Raw genomic sequence first — 19,824 nt, 5'->3', positions numbered from 1 at the left:
ATGCCCCCGCGGTGACGGGAAGAATATGGTGAATAAAAGGTTAACGCAGCCATTGCCGCGTTAACGCAGAAAGGGCTTGAATGCCGCGCTCCGCGCCGCTAGCTGCGGCAGACGGTGTTGACATTCCGCAAGTGCGATAGAGCCTTGGCGCAGTCGGACCTCATCGAATTCAAGCGGCGCGCCGGCGTCCGAGCGAGGTTTGCGACATGACCATCCGTTTCCATCGCGGCGATCTCCCGGACGGGTTCGAAGCCGGCGCCAGCGTGGCGATCGACACCGAAACCCTGGGTCTCAACCCGCACCGCGACCGTCTTTGCGTCGTCCAGCTGTCGCGCGGCGACGGGTCCGCCGATGTCGTCCAAATTCCCAAGGAAGGGCCCCGTCCGGTCAATCTGATCGCGCTGCTGGAGGACCGGGCCGTCCTGAAGCTGTTTCATTTCGCCCGCTTCGATATCGCGGTGCTGCAGCAGGCCTTCGGCGTCGTTACGGGCCCGGTCTATTGCACGAAGATCGCCTCGAAGCTGACGCGCACCTACACGGACCGGCACGGCCTGAAGGATCTGGTCCGCGAGCTTCTGGGCATCGAACTGTCCAAGCAGCAGCAATCATCCGACTGGGGCGCCGACACGCTCAGCGACGCCCAGCTTTCATATGCCGCCTCCGATGTCCTGCATCTGCACGCCCTCCATGGACGGCTCGAAGCGATGCTCGCCCGCGAGGGGCGCGCCGACCTGGCGAAAGCCTGTTTCGCATTCTTGCCGGTGCGGGCGCAGCTCGATCTGGCGGGTTGGCCGGAAGCCGACATTTTCGCGCATACTTGACAATTTCTAAGCTGTCTTGCGTCAGTCTGACGGTCGGTCGTCGGCGCGGGGGCGCGTGCCGGATGACACGAAAAAGCCGTTAGCGACTGCCATTGCGCGGAGCATGACTGTGGCAATGACATCCAGTGACTGGGCCGCCCCCCCCGACGGGCGAACGGAGGCCAGGAGCCTGGCGCGCCGTCGGGCGGCCTTCGGCTCCGCACGCCGGCACACCATGCTCGTGCGGTTCCTGCGCCGCGCCATTCCCGTTGGCGCCGTCGTGGCGGTGCTGGCCCTGATCGTGGCGCCCTTCATGAACCCGCTGCGGGGGATCGCCAGTGTGTCGCTCGGCGCCGTCGGCATCTCCGGCGGCAAGGTGAAAATGGATACGCCGCGGCTGTCGGGGTTTCGCAAGGACAACCGCCCTTATGAGGTCACGGCCGAGGCCGCGCTTCAGGAAATCCGCAATCCCACGCAGGTCGAGCTGCAAACGCTGACGGCGCGGCTGCAGATGGAGCGCGAGGGCTGGGTGACGGTGAACGCCAAAACCGGCCTGTTCGACACGCAGAAGGAAAAGCTGCGGCTCGTCGACGACGTCCGGGTTAAGACCGAAGGCGGCTACGACATCCGGATGCGGACGGCCGATATCGACTTCAAGGGCGGCACGGTCGTCTCTAAGGAGCCGGTCAAGGTCGTCCTCGGCACCACCACGGTCGACGCCGACTCGCTCGACGTCAAGGACAACGGCGCGCTGATCGCGTTCCAGGGCCGCGTTCGCGCGTACATTCCCAATGCGCCGGCCGGGACGATCGCGGGCCCTGAGCGCGAAGGCAGTACGCCGCAGCTGGAGTTGTTGCGGTCGGCGTCTCCCCCCGCAGCCGAGGCCGCGTCGGCGGGCAACAAGCCTAACGGGACCGGACAGTGACAATGCAGGGCACCATGAACCGCTCCAGCCTCAACGCCTCCGGCTTGGCCCGCCTCGCCGGTGCGTCTCGCCCGCTTGCCACGCTTGCGGCGCTGGCCACGCTCTTGCTCGCCGTCCTGCCGCAGGATGCGCTGGCGCAAGGACGCAACCGCGGTGGCGCCGCCGCCGGTTCGCCGCTCGGCGGCCTTGGGGGCGACAGCAAGGAGCCGATCAAGATCGACGCCGACAAGTTGGACGTGCTCGACAAGGACAATCGCGCCGTCTTCAGCGGCAATGTCGTCGCCGTTCAGGGCGAGACCACCGTACGCTGCTCGATCATGACCGTGTTCTACGAGGGCCGCGGCGGTCCGGGCGCCGCCGGAGCCAAGCCTGCCACGCCTGCCGCGACGGCGCCGGCCGCGCCCGCAGGCGCGCCCGGCCAGTCGGGCGACAGCTCGATCAAGCGCATCGAATGCAAGGGGCCTGTCACCGTGGTCTCGAAGACCCAGGCCGCGACCTCCGACAATGCGGTGTTCGACCGTGCCAACAATCAGGTCATCATGACCGGCAACGTGGCGCTCAATGACGGTCCCAACATCACCCGGGGCGAAAAGCTGACCTACAACACCGTCACCGGCATCGCCAATGTCGAGACCAACAAGGGCGGTCGCGTGCAGGGGTTCTTCGTTCCCAACGCGGCCGAACCCGGCAAACCCGCTGCGGGCGCCAAGCCGGCCACGCCGACCAACTGAGCCCCGCTCGGCTCGGCCCCCGGCGCGCCGGCTGGGCTCATGCCTACCTTCTCTCCAGAACAGGCGCGATCCTTCGCTGTGACGATCTCCGACATGTCGCAATCCCAGACGGCGCCGGGCCGTGAACTGCCGCCGTCCCATCAGCGCGGGGGAGGGATTTTCAGCCGCCTGTTCGGCCGCGCCGGAGGCACCGATGAGGGCGCTTTCCCCGCTGGGGCTGCCGCCATCGGCGGGCCGGGCATCCTCGCCGTCAGCGGCCTGCGCAAGAGCTATGGCGGCCGCACCGTCGTCAGCGATGCGAGCCTCTATCTGCGCCAGGGCGAGGCTGTCGGATTGCTCGGCCCCAACGGCGCCGGCAAGACCACGATCTTCTACATGATCACCGGGCTGGTCGCGGCCGATCTCGGCACGATCTCGCTCGAAGGCAACGACATCACGCAACTGCCGATGTATCAGCGTGCGCGTCTGGGCATCGGCTATCTCCCGCAGGAGGCCTCGATCTTCCGCGGCCTCAGCGTCGAGGACAACATCCGCGCCGTGCTCGAGGTCGTCGAGCCGGATCGCAAGGCGCGCGAGCGACAGCTCGACCAGTTGCTCGAGGAATTCACGATCGCGCGCCTGCGCAAGGCGCCCTCGATCGCCCTGTCGGGTGGCGAGCGGCGTCGCTGCGAGATCGCGCGTGCGCTCGCAGGCAAGCCCTCCTTCATCCTGCTCGATGAGCCTTTCGCCGGCATCGACCCGATCGCGGTCGGCGACATCCAGGCTCTGGTGAGGCAGTTGACCGATCGTGGGATCGGCGTGCTGATCACCGACCACAATGTTCGCGAGACGCTCGGCCTCGTCGACCGGGCCTACATCATCCATTCGGGGCGCGTGCTGACCGAGGGCTCGCCCGCGGAGATCATCGCCAACCCCGATGTCCGCCGCGTCTATCTCGGCGAGGATTTCAGGCTCTAGTATCACTCGGGCGCGTGAGCCTTCCGGGCCGCGCTTCGACATCGTCCAGTCAGGGTCGGTGCGGGCGCAATCGAATGTCCGTCGCGCCGGCGCCCGATTGCGCCGCGGTCTGGCCTGGGAGCCCAATTTTTTGCGCTTGCGAAGATTTGCTGCAGCGCATTAACCTCTCCGCTCATTGCAGAGCCAAGGGCTTTGACGCGTCGCTTCGACGGCGATAGGCTTCATCTCAAAGCAAGAAGTGTGCCGATCCCGGCGCGCTGGCAGGGGAAGGTCGCGAGCGTATGGCGATGATGCCGCGCATGGAGTTGCGCCAGGGCCAGTCCCTGGTGATGACGCCGCAGCTGCTGCAGGCGATCAAACTTCTGCAGTTGTCGCATCTCGAACTTCAGAATTTCGTCGAGGGCGAGCTCGAGCGCAATCCGCTGCTGGAGCGCGATGACACCTCCGAGGGTCCGCTGCAGCTCAATGGCGGCGACAATATCCATGCCGCCGACGCCGAGAGCTTTGAGCGGGCAGAGAGCCTCAACAGCCAGGAAGGCATGGAGAACCGGCTGGGCACCGGGCTCGACAACGTCTTCCAGGGCGAGCAGCCGACCGTGGCGCGGCTCGACACCAGCGGTGCCGACAGCCTGCCCATCATCGGCGGCGCCTATGGCGGTTCGGGCGGGTCCTTCGAGGAGGGGCCTGACGGATTCGAAAGCAGCCTCACGGCGGAAGCCTCCCTGCACGAGCATCTCGGCGCGCAGCTCGATCTCGCCGTACAGGACCCCGCCGACCGCCTGATCGGCCGCCATCTGATCGATGCCGTCGATGACGCCGGCTATCTCGGCGAGCCCCTCGCCGACATCGCGGAGCGGCTCGGCGTGACGCTGGCGCGGGTCGAGAGCGTCCTGAGCATCGTCCAGAGCTTCGAGCCCTCCGGCGTCGCGGCGCGCGACGTCTGCGAGTGCCTGTCGATCCAGCTGCGCGACCGCGATCGTTTCGATCCGGCCATGCAGACCCTCGTTGCCAATCTCCATCTCGTCGCCAAGCGCGATTTCGCCGCGCTCAAGCGCCTCTGCGGCGTCGATGACGAGGATATTGCCGATATGGTCGCCGAGATCCGGCGGCTCGATCCCAAGCCCGGGCGCGGCTATGGCGGCTCGACGGCCGAGACGGTCGTGCCCGACGTCTTCATCCGAGCGGCGCCGGACGGCTCGTGGCTCGTCGATCTGAACCCGGACACGCTGCCACGCGTGCTGATCAACCAGACCTATCATGCGCGCGTGTCGAGCGCCGCGCGCAGCCATGAGGACAAGGCCTTCATCGCCGAATGCCTGCAGACGGCGAACTGGCTGACGCGCTCGCTCGAGCAGCGCGCCCGCACGATCCTGAAGGTGGCAAGCGAGATCGTGCGCCAGCAGGACGGCTTCTTCGCCCATGGTGTCGAGCATCTGCGCCCGCTCAATCTGAAGACCGTGGCCGACGCGATCGGCATGCATGAATCGACGGTCTCGCGCGTCACCTCGAACAAATATCTGATCTGCTCGCGCGGCGTCTTCGAGATGAAGTACTTCTTCTCGGCCGCGATCGCCGCCACCGGCTATGGCGAGGCTCATTCGGCCGAGGCCGTGCGCTTCCGCATCCGCCAGATGATCGACGACGAGGCCCCGGCCGATGTGCTCTCCGACGACGCGATCGTGGCGCGGTTGAAGGAGGGCGGCATCGACATCGCCCGGCGCACCGTCGCGAAGTACCGCGAATCGCTGCGAATCCCGTCCTCGATGGAACGCCGTCGCGAGAAGGTCGCCATGGCGATGGGCAGCCGCTGAGGCGAAGGCCAGGGCGCGGCCGGCCGTTGCGGCCTTATCATTGACATACCTGGTGGCCAGTTCTTAGCTCCCGAAGACGGCCGATCTCCCGGCCGTGACTGACAAGGGGAAGCACTCCATGAGCTTGCGAATCTCCGGCAAGAACCTCGATGTCGGCGAGGCCCTCCGCGGCCAGGCCGAGGCCCGCGTCGCTGCCGCTCTCAGCAAATACTACGAAGGCGGCTATCAGGGGCATGTCACCGTCGGCAAGGACGGCACGGCCTTCAAGACGGACGGCGTGCTGCATCTGTCCTCCGGCATCACGCTCGAAGCCTCGGGGACGGCGCATGACGCCTATGCCAGCCTCGACAAGATGGCCGAGCGCATCGAGAAGCGCTTGCGTCGCTACAAGCGGCGGCTCAAGGACCGCTCGGCGAGCGCCAATGGTCGCGAGCCCGGCGTCGAAATCCCCAGCTATGTGATCGCCGCTCCCGATGAGGAGATCGAGGAGATCGATCTGGATGATGCCGGCGATAACCCGGTGATCGTCGCCGAATCGACCAAATCGCTGCATATTCTGACCGTCGGCGACGCCGTCGCCGAGCTCGATCTGACGGGAGCCCCGGTGGTGATCTTCCGGCATGCTGGCAATGGCCGGATGAACGTCGTATACCGCCGCCGCGACGGCAATATCGGGTGGATCGATCCGCCGGCTTCGCTGTCGTAGGTTCCGCAGGCTATCGCGCGGGCCGCAACCTGGGCCCGGCCGCAAAGTCTCGTCGAGGGCGGCATGGGACATGCATGGACTAGCGCATGACGCTGACCGATCTCCTGACTCCCGCGGCGGTGATTTCGCCGCTGCGGGCCAACGGCAAGAAGCAGGCGCTGCTGGAACTGGCCCAGCACGCGGCGCGTCTTACCGGGCTGACAGAGCGCGATCTCTATGAGGCGCTGCTGCAGCGTGAACGCCTGGGCTCCACCGGAATCGGCGACGGCATCGCGATCCCTCATGGTCGTATGCCGGGCATCGATCGGCTGGTCGGGCTGTTCGCCCGTGCTGACAAGCCGTTCGATTTCGACGCGCTCGACGGGCAGCCGGTCGACATCATCTTCGTCCTGATCGCGCCCGAAGGCGCTGGCGCCGACCATCTCAAGGCGCTCGCCCGCGTCGCGCGCGTGCTGCGCAACCAGACGGTTCTGGAACAGATCCGCAGCGTCCGCGATCCCGCTGCGATCTACGCCATCCTGGCGGATTCGGCCGCCCAGGCGGCCTGAACTGCGGCCGCGCGGTTCGCACGGGCCGGCGCTGTCGTTTCAAACCTTCGCGCTCTCTTGCATTTGACCAGATCGCAACATCGGTTATGCGATCCCGCCAGCCCTCTTCCCCACCGGTCCGGGGAAACCGTTCCATGCCGGAGTGCCGCCGATGGCCTATACCCATGTCGACCTCTTTCCTCTCGGAGAGGACAGCACGCCCTATCGCTCGCTCGGCAGCGAAGGGGTCTCGGTGGCGAAGCTCGGCGACCGCGAAGTTCTGAGCGTCTCCCGCGAGGCGATCCGGCGCCTCAGCGAGCAGGCCTTCATCGACATCAATCATCTGCTGCGGCCGGGCCATCTCGCGCAGCTCGGCAAGATCCTGGACGATCCCGAGGCGACCTCGAACGACAAGTTCGTCGCCTATGATCTGCTCAAGAACGCCAACATCGCCGCCGGCGGCGTGCTGCCCATGTGCCAGGATACGGGCACGGCCATCATCATGGGCAAGAAGGGCCGCCTCGTCTGGACCGAAGGCGAGGACGAGCAGGCGCTCGGCGAGGGCGTCGCCGACGCCTATTTCAAGCGCAATCTGCGCTATTCGCAGGTCGCAGCCCTGTCGATGTTCGAGGAGAAGAACACGGCCACCAACCTGCCGGCGCAGATCGACATTTACGCCGAGGGCAAGGGCCATGGCGAGGACGCCTACAAGTTCCTCTTCGTCGCCAAGGGCGGAGGCTCGGCCAACAAAACCTTCCTCTTCCAGGCGACTCCGTCGCTCCTCACGAAGGACCGGATGATGGCCTTCCTGAAGGAGAAGATCCTGACGCTGGGCACCGCCGCCTGCCCGCCCTATCACCTTGCCATCGTCATCGGCGGCACCTCGGCCGAGCAGAACCTGAAGACGGTCAAGCTCGCCTCGACGAAATATCTCGACGCGCTGCCGACGGAAGGCTCAGCCAGCGGCCACGCCTTCCGCGACCTCGCCATGGAGGAGGAGGTCCACAAGCTGACGCAGTCGCTCGGCGTCGGCGCGCAGTTCGGCGGCAAGTATTTCTGCCATGACGTGCGCGTCATCCGCCTGCCTCGCCATGGCGCCTCGCTGCCGATCGGGCTGGGCGTCTCCTGCTCGGCCGACCGCCAGGCCAAGGGCAAGATCACGCGGGACGGCATCTTCCTGGAGGCGCTGGAGACCGATCCGTCGAAGTACCTGCCCGAGGTCGAGGACGCCTCGCTGGGGGGCGATGTGGTGAAGGTCGATCTCAACCGGCCGATGAGCGAGATTCTGGCGACCCTGACGAAGTATCCGGTGAAAACCCGCCTCTCGCTCACCGGCACCATCATCGTCGCCCGCGATTCGGCCCATGCCAAGATCCGCGAGCGCCTCGAAAGCGGGCAGGGCATGCCCGACTATCTCAAGAACCACCCAGTCTATTACGCTGGCCCGGCCAAGACGCCCGACGGCATGGCCTCGGGTTCCTTCGGGCCGACCACCGCGGGGCGGATGGATTCCTTCGTCGACCAGTTCCAGTCCTTCGGCGGCTCGATGGTGATGCTCGCCAAGGGCAACAGGTCTGCGGCGGTTCGGGAAGCCTGCAAGACCCATGGCGGGTTCTATCTCGGCTCGATCGGCGGCCCGGCCGCCCGGCTGGCGCAGGACTGCATCCGCAAGGTCGAGGTGCTCGAATATCCCGAACTCGGCATGGAAGCGGTCTGGCGCATCGAGGTCGAGGATTTCCCGGCCTTCATCGTCATCGACGACAAGGGCAACGACTTCTTCAAGGAGCTAAACCTCGGATGAGGCCGGCGATTCTCGCGGCCTGCGCGACGCTGGCCTTTCTGGCGGTGCTGCTCCCCGCGGCTCAGCCCGCGGAGGCGCAGGCCCGGCCGGCGACCTGCTCGCGCGACCTCTTCCAGAACGAGGGCGCATTGCGCCGGCAGCAGACGCGACTCTCCGCCGTCGCCAATGCTGATCAGGCGACACAGTGCCGGACCTGGCGCGAGCATGTCGGCTTCCTGCAGAACGCGCGCTCCGTCTTCGCGACCTGCCAGGCCCGAGCGGAGCGCGAGCAGAACGTCGCGTCGATGGATTCCGACCTCGCCGACTACCGCGCGCTGATCGCAGGCCGTTGCGGCAAGCGCTGAGACCGAAAGGGCGCGGCGCTGCCGCGCCCTGCCGCTGACACCGACGGAGACGCCCGTGACCGACCAGCCCCAGCCTCCCCTCCAGATTGCCGTCGTTCCCGTGACGGCCTTCCAGCAGAACTGCTCTATCCTCTGGTGCACGAGGACCATGCAGGCTGCGATCGTCGATCCTGGCGGGGATGTCCCGCTGATCCTGGGCGCGCTCAAGGAGATCGGCGTCACGCCGGTGGCGATCTGGCTGACGCATGGCCATCTCGACCATGCCGGCGGCGCGACGCAACTGGCGGAAACCCTCTCGATCCCCGTCATCGGCCCGCACGAGGCCGACAAGTTCCTGTTGGATGATCTGCCCAGCTCAGGCTTGCGCTTCGACATTCTCGACATGAAGGCGGTGACGCCGTCGCGCTGGCTCGCCGAGGGCGACGAGGTCGAGGTCGGCGACGTCGCCTTCTTGGTGCTGCATGTGCCCGGCCATACGCCGGGCCATGTCACCTTCTTCCAGAAGGATCTGCGCTTCCTGCTGGCCGGTGACACGGTCTTCGCCGGCTCGGTCGGCCGTACGGATTTTCCCTATGGCAGCCACGAGACGCTGATCGCGGGAATCAGGGACAAGCTGCTGCCGCTCGGCGACGACGTGCAGTTCCTGCCCGGGCATGGCCCAGCGGGAACGCTTGGCGAGGAACGGGCGAACAACCCGTTTCTGCAGGGCTGAGCAGAGGGCGATCCCCTCTCAGCTGTTATTGAAGCGGTTGATCAGGTTGCGCACATTGCCCTGCCGGGGCGGCGGAGGCGGGGCCATGCGGGCGGGCCGCGGCGGCGGAGCCGGCTTGCGTGGCAGGTTCAGCTTCTGCCCGACGGTCATCGTCGTACCGCCAAAGGTCGTGTAGTCGACATCGTGCCAGTCCGTGCCCGGCAGCTTGCGCTGGAGCAGCCTGAGGAAGGCCATCAGGTGGATCTCCTGCGAGCGGTAGTGGCCGTTCTTCTCATGGATTGCCCGGATGCGGCCGTTCTCGACGCGCATCATGCCCGAGGCCAGGACGGGAGCACCGCAGAGGAAACTCGAATGGTGAAAGACCCCGCTCACATGCATCCCGGCATAGAGCACCTCCTTCGGGCTGAGCACGAAGGCGGCCCAGCCGGCTGAGGCGCTGGTCAGAGCATTGGATGGCCATGTGCTGGTGTCGAGCAACTTGTCGTCGGCGTTTCCGAAGACGTTGGCGCGCGGAAGCCCGCTGATGGCCATGTTCTGGACGATGGGCGACATGCGGGAGCGCATCAGCCCATTGTCGAAAGTGACCTCGAACAGGTCGCGGTAAATCAAATCCTCGACATAACGCACCGAGACTTTGGCCAGCTTCTTCAGGGTGTCGGGGTCGAGCTTGTCGAGGTACTCCCAAAACGAGCACGTTTGGTTGGAATGGACCCAATCGTCGAAGTATTTCTTGAGGACCTGGCCGAGGCGGTGATGCTTGTCGAGTAGCTCGAGCCAGTTCTCCTGCTGCAGGAGCCGCACAGGAGCTGTTCCATGGCCCTTCATCGACCCTTTGGGGATCAGCTTGCGCATGGCGGTCTTCGCCTTGGCCCAATTGTTCAAGCCGCGTAGTTGCGACACCGCCGCTTCGTGCAGGTCCTGAATAGCCGCGGCCCTGAAGGATTCGTGTTGGTCGATCTTGGTCTGCTTGTCGCTGAGCCAGTGGTCGCAAAGGGCGATGAGCGCGAGCAGGCCCTGCGTCCGCATGGCACGCTCCTCGCGCGGAATCAGAGCATAGCGCGGGAGCGCGGCGTCGATCCTGAGAAGCGTCTTGTTGACGCGTCGCGCGAAGCGCTTCGACGTGTCTTTCCGGAATTGTTCAGCGCCCCCTGCACGCAGGTAGACCGCTCCCTTCGGCTCCGCCATCGTCCCCTCCCGCCTTCATCCCCATGATGAAGACAGTCGCGGCGGCGGCGATGCACGTTCAAAGCCTCGACGATATATCGCAGGGAACAGCGGGGGGCAGCAACAGCCGGGGCTGAAAACGTTAACGGCCATGTCCTGAAGGGTGCGCGTACATCCGGCGTCACACTTCGAGCTCATGGCCGTCTTCTCCAGCGCTGGAGGACAGTGGAACGCCCTCGACATCGCCGTGACCCTCATATGGGAGAGCAATGCGGCGCTTTCAAGGGCGCCCATGTCAGGTGTCGAGAACGCCGAGCAGAAAATCCTGCTTGCCGATCTGGATGCCGTTCTTGCGCAGGATCGCGTAGGCGGTGGTGGCGTGGAAATAGAAGTTGGGCACGGCAAAGCGCGTCAGATAGGCCTCGCCACGCATCGTCATGGTTGCCGTCGGGCCGCGCGGGAACGTCACGTCGCGCGAAACGCCGACCTCGAAGGCGGCCTCGTCGATGCCCTCGACGAAGGCCAGCACCTTGGCGATGCGCGCCTTCAGTTCGTCGAAGCTCTTCTCGTCGTCGGGGTGCTTGGGGTTGTCGCCGCCGGCAAGGCGGGCCGCGGCGTTCTTGGCGAAATCGCAGGCGAGCTGGATCTGGCGCGAAAACGGCAGCATGTCGGGCGCCAGGCGGGCCCCGAGCAGCACCTCGGGCGCGATCTTGCGGGTTGCCGCCTGCTCGACGGTCTTGTCGATGATGACGTCGAGCGCCTTCAGGGTCTGGACGAAGCCGGTGAGGGCGGCGGAGCGGGCGGTGATGGTCATGGGTGATCCTCGGAAACGAAAACGGGCCCGGAAAGGGCCCGTCGCGTCGCCGATATAATCACATCGCCGGCGATTGCACCGGCCGTCGCGATCAGTCCTTGGCGCGCTCCACATAGGAGCCGTCTTCCGTCAGCACGACAATGCGAACGCCGGGACCGATATGCGGCGGCACCGCGGTGCGCACGCCGTTCGTCAGCATCGCCGGCTTGTAGGAGGACGAGGCCGTCTGGCCCTTGGTGACCGGCTCGGTCTCGGCGACCTCGCAGGTGACACGCTGCGGCAGCTCGATCGAGACGGCCTTCTCCTCGAACACCGAAAGCGAGACCTTCATGCCCTCCTGGAGATAGGGCGCCATGTTCCCGACCACGTCGCCATCGACATTGATCTGGTCGAAGGTCTCGGGGTTCATGAACACGTACTGCTCGCCGTCCTGGTAGAGATAGGTGAAGTCGCGGTCTTCGACATAGGCGCGCTCGACCTGCTCGGTCGTCTTGTAGCGCTGGGTCATCTTGGTGCCGTCATGGATGCGACGCATGTCGATCTGCGTCGTCGGGGTGCCCTTGCCGGGGAAGAAGCTCTCTGCCGAGAGCACCGAGCAGAGATGGCCGTCGAGTTCGAGCACATTGCCCTTGCGAACCGAGGATGCGATGACCTTGACCACGTGACTTGTCCTTGAGCTTGTGCGCCGCCGGCGCCGGATCGACATTCGTTGCCGCGCAACTACCGCATTTGCAGGCGAAACGGAAGCTTGCAGACGTTCGAACCTGAGACGATGGAAAACCAGCCTCCCCCGTTCTGGCGGCCCGACATCCACGCCGACCGCCGCCCCGCGCTGCTCGCGCGCGGCCGCATCAGGGCGGCGCTGCGCCGCTGGTTCGAGACTCGGGATTTCGTCGAGGTCGAGGCCGCCATCCTGCAGGTCTCGCCGGGCAACGAGACGCATCTGCATGGCTTCGCCACGACGCTGATCGATGATGCCGGGACCTGCCATCCCTATTACCTGCACACCTCGCCCGAATTCGCGGCCAAGAAACTGCTGGCGGCCGGCGAGCCCCGCATCTTCGATTTCGCCCGCGTCTTCCGCAACCGAGAGCGCACCGCGCTGCATCATCCCGAGTTCACGATGCTGGAATGGTATCGCGCCGGCGAGGGCTACGAGACGCTGATGCAGGATGCGGCTTCTCTGCTGGCCGAGGCGGCTCAGGCAGCAGATGTGACCGCACTGCGCTGGCGCGGCATCGAGGCTGATCCCTTCGCTGAGCCCGAGCGGCTGACGCTGCAGGACGCCTTCCAGCGTCACGCCGGCATCGACCTCTTGCGCACCGTCACCGCCGACAACAATGTCGACCGGGGCGGTCTCGCCGCCGATGCGGCCGAAGCCGGCATCCGGGTGGCCGATGACGACAGCTGGTCGGACATCTTCAGCCGCATTCTCTCGGAGCGGATCGAGCCTCATCTCGGCCGGGGGCGGGCAACGATCCTGTGCGAGTACCCGATTTCGGAAGCCGCGCTCGCGCGCCCGAAACCCGGCGATCCCCGCGTCTCCGAGCGCTTCGAGCTCTATGCCTGCGGCGTCGAACTGGCGAATGCCTTTGGCGAACTCACCGATCCGGCCGAGCAGCGCCGGCGCTTCGAGGCCGATATGGACGAGAAGGCGCGCATCTATGGCGAGCGCTATCCCGTCGACGAGGATTTCCTGAGCGCGCTCGCCGTGATGCCGCAGGCCAGCGGCATCGCGCTGGGCTTCGATCGCCTGGTGATGCTCTGCACCGGCGCCCGCCGGATCGAGGATGTGCTCTGGACGCCGGTGGCGGAACCGGGCAGGGGAACGCCATGACCCTTCACCAGCCTCCCGGCGGACAGCCGCTGCGCAGCGTCGGTGCCCTCGTCGAGGCCGGCTTGGTCGCGCCCGAAAGACGCGAGGCGCTGGAAGCCGTGGCTGCGCGCTACGCCGTCTCGGTGACGCCGGCCATGGCCGCGCTGATCGACCCGGCCGATCCTGACGACCCGATCGCGCGCCAGTTCGTCCCGGACCCGGCCGAACTCGTCACCCTGCCGCAGGAGCGCGCCGATCCGATTGGCGACGAGGCCCATTCGCCGGTCGAGGGCGTGGTGCATCGCTATCCCGATCGCGCCCTGCTCAAGCTCGTCCATGCCTGCCCGGTCTATTGCCGTTTCTGCTTCCGCCGCGAGATGGTCGGCCCTGGCGGCGATGCGCTGACGGGTGGGAAGCTCGAGGCGGCGCTGGCCTATCTCGCCGATCATCCCGAGATCTGGGAGGTCATCATGACGGGCGGCGATCCGTTGATCCTGTCGGCCAGGCGGGTGCGGGAGGTGGCGCAGCGTCTGGGCGCGATCGACCATATCAAGGTGGCGCGCTGGCACACTCGCGTGCCGATGGTCGAGCCCGACCGCATCACGGCCGATTATGCCGCCGCCCTGCGGATACCGGGCAAGGCAAGCTATGTCGCCATCCATGCCAATCACCCGCGCGAGTTCACGCCCGCTGCACGGACCGCACTGGCGCGGCTGGCGGATGCCGGCCATGTCCTGATCAGCCAGAGCGTGCTCCTCAGAGGCGTCAACGCCGACGTCGCAACCCTGTCGGCCCTGATGCGCGCCTTCGTCGAGAACCGGGTGAAGCCCTATTATCTGCACCATCCGGACTTCGCGCCCGGCACGGCGGCGTTCCGGCTCTCGCTGGAGGAGGGCCAGGCCCTCGTCAAAAGCCTGCGAGGCCATCTGTCCGGGCTGTGCCAGCCGACCTATATCCTCGACATCCCCGGCGGGGCGGGGAAGATCCCCGTCGGCCCCGCCTTCCTCTCGGCCTGCGAGACGCCCAGCGTCGAGGCTTTTGCCGAGGACCGCCATGGCGAGCGGCACCTCTATCCACCGGGTTGAAGACAATGGCTGCTCTGGTAAACTAACTCAATTGAACTAACCTGAGGTCGGCAATGGAGAAGGTGAACATCCACGACGCGAAGACGCATCTGTCGCGCCTGGTCGACCGCGCCGCGAAGGGCGAGGCCTTCATCATCGCGAAGGCGGGGAAGCCCATGGTCAAGGTCGTCCCGTTGGAGCCGATCGAGGCCAAGCCGCTCCAACGCACTGGTTTTATGGTCGGGCAAATGACGGTGCCCGATGATTTCGATGAGATGGGGCGGGCAGAGATCGAAGCCATGTTCAACGGGCGATCGTGAAGGCTCTTCTCGATACGCACCTTCTGCTGTGGAACGCGGGTCGACCCGACCGGCTGTCGGCGGAAGCGCGACGCATCATCGACTCAGCCGACAGCGAGTTGTATTTCAGCGCGGCGAGCCTGTGGGAGATCGCCATCAAGACCAGTCTCGGCCGGAGTGATTTTTCGGTTGACGCGAGACTTCTGAGACGCGGCTTGCTCGACCATGGTTTTGCCGAGTTGCCGGTCACGGGCGAGCATGCGGTTGCGATCGACGGATTGCCGCCGATCCATAGGGATCCGTTCGATCGCATCCTGGTCGCTCAGGCCAAGGTCGAAGGAATCACCCTGTTGACGTCCGACAACACGGTGGCCCGCTATGGCGGCGCGATCCAGAAGGTTTGAGAAGGAGACCGCCATGAAAGACAAACTTCCCATCGCGATCGTCTCCGATCTCGCCTGCCCCTGGTGCTTCATCGGCAAGGCGCGGCTGGAGAAGGCGCTGGAGAGCCATGGCCTGACCGACCGTGTCGCCATCACCTGGCTGCCCTATGAGCTGAATCCCGACATGCCGGCCGAGGGGATGGACCGAACCGCCTATCTCGATGCTAAGTTCGGCGCTGGCAAGCGCAAGGAGATCGAGATCCGGCTCTCCGAAGCCGCGCTCGAAAGCGGCGTCACCTTCAACTGGGCCCGCGTGACGAAGAGCGTCAACACCCGCATGGCGCACATGCTGGTCGCTGCGGCCTCGACCGTGCAGCGTGGCACCGAAATGAAGGCGGCGCTGTTCAAGGCCTACTGGCAGGATGGCCGCGATATCGGCGATCTCGACACGCTCGTCGCCATCGCGGTTGAGCAGGGCTTCGACGAGCAGGCCGCGCGCGACGAGCTGACCAACGAGGAGCTGCGCGAGACCGTGATCGGGCTCGAGTCTCACGCCCAGCAGGTCGGCGTCACCGGGGTGCCGTTCTTCATCGTCGACGGCAAGCTCGCGGTCTCCGGCGCGCAGACCGGCGATGTCTGGGCGCAGGTCTTCGCACAGGCCTTGGAGCAGCAGCCCGCGATGCCGCAGTCCTGAACGGCTGCAGGCGCTGTAGCCGCACTCAGCCAAGCGCGGTGACAGCGCCTGCAGCGACCGCGACGACGCTGACGAGGGCGACGAGAAGCCCGAGTTTGCCATCGCCGGCCGCTGCCGCGAGCACGGATTTGACCAGCGTGTTGACGGCGGTAGCGAACAGGATCGCCTGAGCCGCGAGCGCGGGATCGACCGCTCCCATCGCCATGCGGGCCATCGAGATGACGATGGCGTCAACATCGGCCATCCCCGACAGGCCGGCCGTCGCCAGCACGCCGGCGTCGCCGAAATACCGCTGGAGCAGGTGCGCGGCGAGCATGACCGAGGTCAGCAGGGCCGCCATCTTCAGCGCCGAGGCCATTTCGAGGGGGTTCGCGATTTTCAGCACGGGCTGCTGGGAGCTGCCTCGGCTGAACACCAGCATCAGACCGGCCCCGACCGCCAGGACGGAGCCGCCGGATAGGAGCGGCAGCAGCAGTGGCTGTAGCAGCATCGGGTTCAGGGCGCTTGCGACGATGGTGACACGGGCCACCATGACCAGTCCCGACGTCAGGATTCCGGCGGCGAGCAAGTTCCGGGATTCGGGATGCTGTCTGACCAACTCGGCGAGCGTGATGGTGGTGGCGGTCGAAGAGGCGAGGCCGCCGGCGACCGCCGCCATCATCACGCCGAGGCGATCGCCGAAGATGCGGATCGCGACATAGCCGGTGAACGACACTGCCGCGATCAGAATGGTCAGCAGCCAGATGATGTAGGGATTGATGGCATCCCACGGGTCGATCGTCCGGTTCGGCAGTATCGGCAGCAAGAGGAATGTCATGGCGAGCAGGGTCAGACCGGAGCGGATCTCCGCCCAGCTCAGCGAGGCAACCCAGCGGTGCAATTGCTCGCGCATCGCCAGCAGCACGGCCATCGCCACGGCGCCGGCGATCGCGGCACGAAGGTCGCCGACCACGGCGAGGACACCCAGCATGAAAGTCGACATGCCGGCGACGACCGAGGTCACGCTGAAATTGCGCTCTGCCTGGGCCTCCAGCCAGTGGAACGCCGCGAAGGCGGCGCTGTAGCCAAGGAAAACCAGGCCGATCAGCGTGGTGCCTTGTTGCTGCCCGATGAGGCCGGTCACGCCGCCGAGCAGGCCGGACAGAGCGAAGGTGCGCAGACCGGCGGTCCGCAGGTGATCGTCCTCGCCGCGGCTGCGCCAGCCACGCTCGAGTCCGATCAGCAGGCCAATCGCAAGGGAGACCGCCAGGCGGCTCAGAAGGGCGTTTTCGTCCACGACCATCCTCGTTGCGCCAATCCATCGGTGTGAAGCCTCGCGCCGACTATACGCCTTGGCCGGCAATGCGGCAGGGGCGGGTGGCGCGTCAGTCACGCGGTCGGGATATGCGGGCCGAGCCTATGAACGACCCGGAAAGACGGAGAGCCGCCTCTCTCTTGCGTCCACAGTCGAATCATGCGCCTTCCTTCAAAACTCGGGAGCCGCTGGATGACGCATAAGATCAACGACCTGCGCGACCGCATGATCGTCGCGCTCGACGTTCCCACGATCTGGGACGCCTATCGCATCGTTTCGCAACTCGGCGATGCCGCGAGCTTCTACAAGATCGGCTATGCGCTCGCCTTCGCAGGTGGCTTGCAGCTCACCCAGCAACTGGTGGCCGAGGGCAAGAAGGTCTTCCTCGATCTGAAGCTCCACGACATCGGCAACACGGTGACCGAGGGCGTCGCCTCCCTCAGCAATCTCGGGGTCGACCTGCTGACCGTCCACGCCTACCCCCAGACCATGCGCGGCGCCGTCGAGGGACGCGATGGGGCGGATCTGAAGCTTCTCGCTGTGACGGCGCTCACCTCCTATGACGATGGTGATCTGCGCGATGCCGGCTATGGGCTGGCCGTGCGCGAACTCGTGCGTCTGCGCGCCGAACAGGCCCGCACCGCCGGCATCGACGGCATCGTCTGCTCGGCGGCCGAGACCGAGATCGTCCGGGACGTGATCGGCGCCGACATGCTGATCGTAACGCCGGGCATCCGGCCCGCGGGCAGCGCCGCCGGCGACCAGAAGCGGACCCTGACCCCGGGCGAGGCGATCCGCGCCGGCGTCGATCATCTGGTGATCGGGCGTCCCATCATCCGCGCAGCCGACCCGCGCGGGGCGGCGGCCGCGATCATGGACGAGATCGCTGCGGCCTCCTAAGCTCGGACCCTAGTCAATCTCTCAGAGGATTCGGACCATGCCCAAGGGATATGTCGTGGCGCGCGCCAAGGTCAGCAACGCGACGCAATGGGCAGCCTATGCCGCCAAGGCGTCCGAAGCAATCCGGAAATTCGGCGGCACCCCGCTGGTGCGCGGCGGCATGATGACCGTGGCGGAAGGCGAAGGCCGGGCCCGCAACGTCGTTATCGAGTTCGAGAGCTTCGAGGCCGCCAAGGCCTATGCCATGTCGCAGGACTATGCCGAGGCCCGCAAGCTGCGCGAGGGCGCCGGCGAGATCGACATCGTCGTGGTCGAGGGCGTCTGACATGGCCAAGGGCTACTGGATCGCTCGGCTCGACGTCGACAATGAGGAAGAATATGCCCGCTACCGCGCCCTGAATGCGGTGGCTTTCGCGAAATACGGCGCGAAGTTTCTGGTCCGCGGCGGCGAGTACAAGCTCGCCCGCGGCGAGGGCCGCAAGCATAACGTCGTCCTCGAATTCAAGGACGAGGAGACGGCGCGCGCCTGCTATGCCTCGCCCGAATACCAGGAAGCGGTGAAGCACCTGGCTCTGGTCGGCAAGGTCGATCTCGTCATCATCGGCGGCTATGACGGAGCCCAGCCGGGCGAGTAGGCCGACAGCAGCGCGGACGGCAGGCGATGGACCGACTTCGGCAGGACAGCCTCACCGCGCTGGGCGTCATCAGCGGCACCTCGATGGACGGCATCGACGTCTCGATCGTGACCAGCGATGGGCACGATGCCGTCAGTTTCGGGGCCGGAGCCTCCTACCCCTATCGCGAGGCGACGCGCGCCGCGCTGCAGGCGCTGATCGCACAGGCCGAGCGGGCCCTGACCGAGCCGCTCCATCAGCTCGAAGCCGAGGTCACCGCCGATCATCTCGCCGCGATCCGGCGCTTCATCGCCGAGCACGAGATCGACCCTGCCGGCATCGACCTCGTCGGCCTGCACGGCCAGACCGTCTATCACCGCCCGCAGCAGCGCTTTACCCGCCAGCTGATCGACGGCCCCGCCATCGCAGCCGTGCTGGGCATCGCGACCGTTGACCGCTTCCGCCATGCCGATGTCGCGGCAGGCGGGGAGGGGGCACCGTTTGCGCCGCTCTATCACCGGGCGCTGGCGCAGGGCATGGAGCAGCCCGTGATGGTGCTGAACCTCGGCGGTGTCGGCAACGTCACCTGGATCGAGGGCGAGGAGGTCATCGCCTTCGATACCGGGCCTGCGAGTGCGCTGCTCGATGACTTCGTCCTGCGCCGGCTCGGGCGGCCCTATGATGCGGACGGGGCGCTCGCCGCGAGCGGCCGCATCCATGAGGATCTCGTCGCGGCGTTCATGGACAATCCCTTCTTCGACAGGCCCGCGCCGAAATCGCTCGACCGCAACGAGTTTCATCGCCGCGCCCAGATCGTCGAGCCGCTCTCGGATGCCGATGGCGCCGCCACGCTGGCCGCCTTCACCGTCGAGAGCCTGGTCGCGGCGTTGCGCCATGTCCCGCGCGCGCCGCGCCGCTGGCTGGTCGGCGGGGGCGGACGGCTCAACCGCCATCTGATGCAGCGCCTCAGCACCAGGCTCGGCGTGCGCGTCGAGCCGGTCGAGGCGGCAGGCTGGGATGGCGATGCGCTGGAGGCGCAGCTCTTCGCCTATCTCGCGATCCGGTCGGTGAAGGGCCTGCCGCTCAGCCTGCCGGGAACAACCGGCGTGCCCCAGCCGTTGACCGGCGGCAGGCTCAACCGCGCCTGAGCGTCACGAAACCGTCGCTCGCTGCGCGATAGGGTTCGAGTGTCACGCCCGCGCGATTCGAAAAAGCTCGGATTAGCGGGTAAATCGTACCCCAAGACCGCCAATCTGGCAGTTTACGGGCTGAAATTGACGCCTTGAGGAGCCTGCCCGCCCTGCGGCAGCGGCCCGGCGCGAAGTTTTTTCAAAAAGCGTGTTGACAGTTTGCGGGGGTGGCGCCTATAAACCGCACATCGAGACGGCGCCGCCGCTGAGCGGCGCCTCTTCTGCGCTCCACTAGGACGTTAGGCCTTGTAGCCGAGAGATCGGTTGCTTCGCCGTCT

At 66.3% G+C, this 19,824-nt stretch carries 23 protein-coding genes; 19 read left to right on the top strand and 4 right to left on the bottom strand.

The features are described 5' to 3' along the window. Window positions 1-206 precede the first annotated feature (206 nt). From Q8S30_RS17115 to Q8S30_RS17070, 10 genes are all read left to right on the top strand, one after another. Window positions 207-821, top strand: coding sequence for a ribonuclease D (locus tag Q8S30_RS17115; protein ID WP_305667239.1), 615 nt, complete (start codon window positions 207-209; stop codon window positions 819-821). Between the two features lie 115 nt (window positions 822-936). Next, window positions 937-1,725, top strand: a complete 789-nt coding sequence (gene lptC / locus Q8S30_RS17110) for an LPS export ABC transporter periplasmic protein LptC (protein WP_305667238.1) — start codon at window positions 937-939, stop codon at window positions 1,723-1,725. A 14-nt stretch (window positions 1,726-1,739) separates the two neighbouring features. Next, entirely contained in the window at window positions 1,740-2,456 is a 717-nt protein-coding gene (locus Q8S30_RS17105) for an LptA/OstA family protein (protein ID WP_305667237.1), read from the top strand. Window positions 2,457-2,534: 78 nt separating this feature from the next. Continuing rightward, window positions 2,535-3,413 carry an LPS export ABC transporter ATP-binding protein gene (lptB, locus tag Q8S30_RS17100; RefSeq protein WP_305667236.1) on the top strand — a complete coding sequence of 293 codons (879 nt, stop codon included), beginning with the start codon at window positions 2,535-2,537 and terminating at the stop codon, window positions 3,411-3,413. Between the two features lie 281 nt (window positions 3,414-3,694). Further along, on the top strand, window positions 3,695-5,224 hold the full coding sequence (gene rpoN, locus Q8S30_RS17095; protein WP_305667235.1) for an RNA polymerase factor sigma-54: 1,530 nt from the start codon (window positions 3,695-3,697) through the stop codon (window positions 5,222-5,224). 118 nt (window positions 5,225-5,342) lie between these two features. After that, complete coding sequence (gene hpf / locus Q8S30_RS17090) at window positions 5,343-5,930, top strand: ribosome hibernation-promoting factor, HPF/YfiA family (protein ID WP_305667234.1); 588 nt, start codon at window positions 5,343-5,345, stop codon at window positions 5,928-5,930. A gap of 86 nt (window positions 5,931-6,016) precedes the next feature. Continuing rightward, the gene (gene ptsN, locus Q8S30_RS17085; protein WP_305667233.1) at window positions 6,017-6,478 is read left to right on the top strand and encodes a PTS IIA-like nitrogen regulatory protein PtsN; all 462 of its coding nucleotides are present in this window, start codon (window positions 6,017-6,019) and stop codon (window positions 6,476-6,478) included. Between the two features lie 151 nt (window positions 6,479-6,629). After that, window positions 6,630-8,258, top strand: coding sequence for a fumarate hydratase (locus tag Q8S30_RS17080; RefSeq protein ID WP_305667232.1), 1,629 nt, complete (start codon window positions 6,630-6,632; stop codon window positions 8,256-8,258). Then, on the top strand, window positions 8,255-8,602 hold the full coding sequence (locus Q8S30_RS17075; RefSeq protein WP_305667231.1) for a hypothetical protein: 348 nt from the start codon (window positions 8,255-8,257) through the stop codon (window positions 8,600-8,602). The genes Q8S30_RS17080 and Q8S30_RS17075 overlap by 4 nt, the downstream gene beginning before the upstream one ends. Before the next feature lie 55 nt (window positions 8,603-8,657). Next, entirely contained in the window at window positions 8,658-9,314 is a 657-nt protein-coding gene (locus Q8S30_RS17070) for an MBL fold metallo-hydrolase (RefSeq protein WP_305667230.1), read from the top strand. Between the two features lie 18 nt (window positions 9,315-9,332). Here Q8S30_RS17070 and Q8S30_RS17065 read toward each other — a convergent pair whose 3' ends face one another. The 3 genes from Q8S30_RS17065 to efp all read right to left on the bottom strand — a co-directional run bounded on the left by Q8S30_RS17065 (window position 9,333) and on the right by efp (window position 11,998). Further along, entirely contained in the window at window positions 9,333-10,499 is a 1,167-nt protein-coding gene (locus tag Q8S30_RS17065; protein ID WP_305667229.1) for a hypothetical protein, read from the bottom strand. Between the two features lie 274 nt (window positions 10,500-10,773). Continuing rightward, window positions 10,774-11,292, bottom strand: coding sequence for a DUF1993 family protein (locus Q8S30_RS17060; RefSeq protein ID WP_305667228.1), 519 nt, complete (start codon window positions 11,290-11,292; stop codon window positions 10,774-10,776). 91 nt (window positions 11,293-11,383) lie between these two features. Next, window positions 11,384-11,998: an elongation factor P gene (gene efp, locus Q8S30_RS17055; protein ID WP_305667227.1), complete on the bottom strand. Its 615-nt coding sequence runs from the start codon at window positions 11,996-11,998 to the stop codon at window positions 11,384-11,386. A gap of 66 nt (window positions 11,999-12,064) precedes the next feature. Here efp and epmA point away from each other — a divergent pair, with 66 nt between their 5' ends. From epmA to Q8S30_RS17030, 5 genes are read left to right on the top strand one after another with little or no spacing between them, the layout of a single operon-like run. Then, on the top strand, window positions 12,065-13,129 hold the full coding sequence (gene epmA / locus Q8S30_RS17050) for an EF-P lysine aminoacylase EpmA (protein ID WP_305667305.1): 1,065 nt from the start codon (window positions 12,065-12,067) through the stop codon (window positions 13,127-13,129). Continuing rightward, complete coding sequence (locus Q8S30_RS17045) at window positions 13,126-14,193, top strand: lysine-2,3-aminomutase-like protein (protein WP_305667226.1); 1,068 nt, start codon at window positions 13,126-13,128, stop codon at window positions 14,191-14,193. The genes epmA and Q8S30_RS17045 overlap by 4 nt, the downstream gene beginning before the upstream one ends. A gap of 53 nt (window positions 14,194-14,246) precedes the next feature. Next, window positions 14,247-14,492 carry a type II toxin-antitoxin system Phd/YefM family antitoxin gene (locus Q8S30_RS17040; protein ID WP_192645268.1) on the top strand — a complete coding sequence of 82 codons (246 nt, stop codon included), beginning with the start codon at window positions 14,247-14,249 and terminating at the stop codon, window positions 14,490-14,492. After that, window positions 14,489-14,875, top strand: coding sequence for a type II toxin-antitoxin system VapC family toxin (locus Q8S30_RS17035; RefSeq protein ID WP_069054011.1), 387 nt, complete (start codon window positions 14,489-14,491; stop codon window positions 14,873-14,875). Before Q8S30_RS17040 ends, Q8S30_RS17035 begins: the two co-directional genes overlap by 4 nt. 13 nt (window positions 14,876-14,888) lie before the next feature. After that, complete coding sequence (locus tag Q8S30_RS17030; protein ID WP_305667225.1) at window positions 14,889-15,548, top strand: DsbA family protein; 660 nt, start codon at window positions 14,889-14,891, stop codon at window positions 15,546-15,548. Between the two features lie 25 nt (window positions 15,549-15,573). Here Q8S30_RS17030 and Q8S30_RS17025 read toward each other — a convergent pair whose 3' ends face one another. Further along, a complete protein-coding gene (locus tag Q8S30_RS17025) occupies window positions 15,574-16,824 on the bottom strand; it encodes an MgtC/SapB family protein (protein WP_305667224.1) in 1,251 nt (416 codons plus the stop codon). A gap of 210 nt (window positions 16,825-17,034) precedes the next feature. Here Q8S30_RS17025 and pyrF point away from each other — a divergent pair, with 210 nt between their 5' ends. From pyrF to Q8S30_RS17005, 4 genes are read left to right on the top strand one after another with little or no spacing between them, the layout of a single operon-like run. Next, window positions 17,035-17,742 (top strand): orotidine-5'-phosphate decarboxylase, encoded by a 708-nt coding sequence (pyrF, locus tag Q8S30_RS17020; protein WP_305667223.1) that lies wholly within the window; start codon window positions 17,035-17,037, stop codon window positions 17,740-17,742. Window positions 17,743-17,779: 37 nt separating this feature from the next. Beyond that, on the top strand, window positions 17,780-18,067 hold the full coding sequence (locus Q8S30_RS17015; RefSeq protein WP_066721627.1) for a DUF1330 domain-containing protein: 288 nt from the start codon (window positions 17,780-17,782) through the stop codon (window positions 18,065-18,067). Between the two features lies 1 nt (window position 18,068). Next, a complete protein-coding gene (locus Q8S30_RS17010) occupies window positions 18,069-18,377 on the top strand; it encodes a DUF1330 domain-containing protein (protein ID WP_066721625.1) in 309 nt (102 codons plus the stop codon). Window positions 18,378-18,403: 26 nt separating this feature from the next. Next, window positions 18,404-19,504, top strand: a complete 1,101-nt coding sequence (locus tag Q8S30_RS17005; RefSeq protein ID WP_305667222.1) for an anhydro-N-acetylmuramic acid kinase — start codon at window positions 18,404-18,406, stop codon at window positions 19,502-19,504. The last annotated feature ends 320 nt before the right edge of the window (window positions 19,505-19,824 follow it).

The sequence above is a fragment of the Frigidibacter sp. genome (genome assembly GCF_030695035.1).
Classification (GTDB): Bacteria; Pseudomonadota; Alphaproteobacteria; order Rhodobacterales; family Rhodobacteraceae; genus Frigidibacter.
This window is presented reverse-complemented; position numbering and strand designations above follow the sequence as displayed.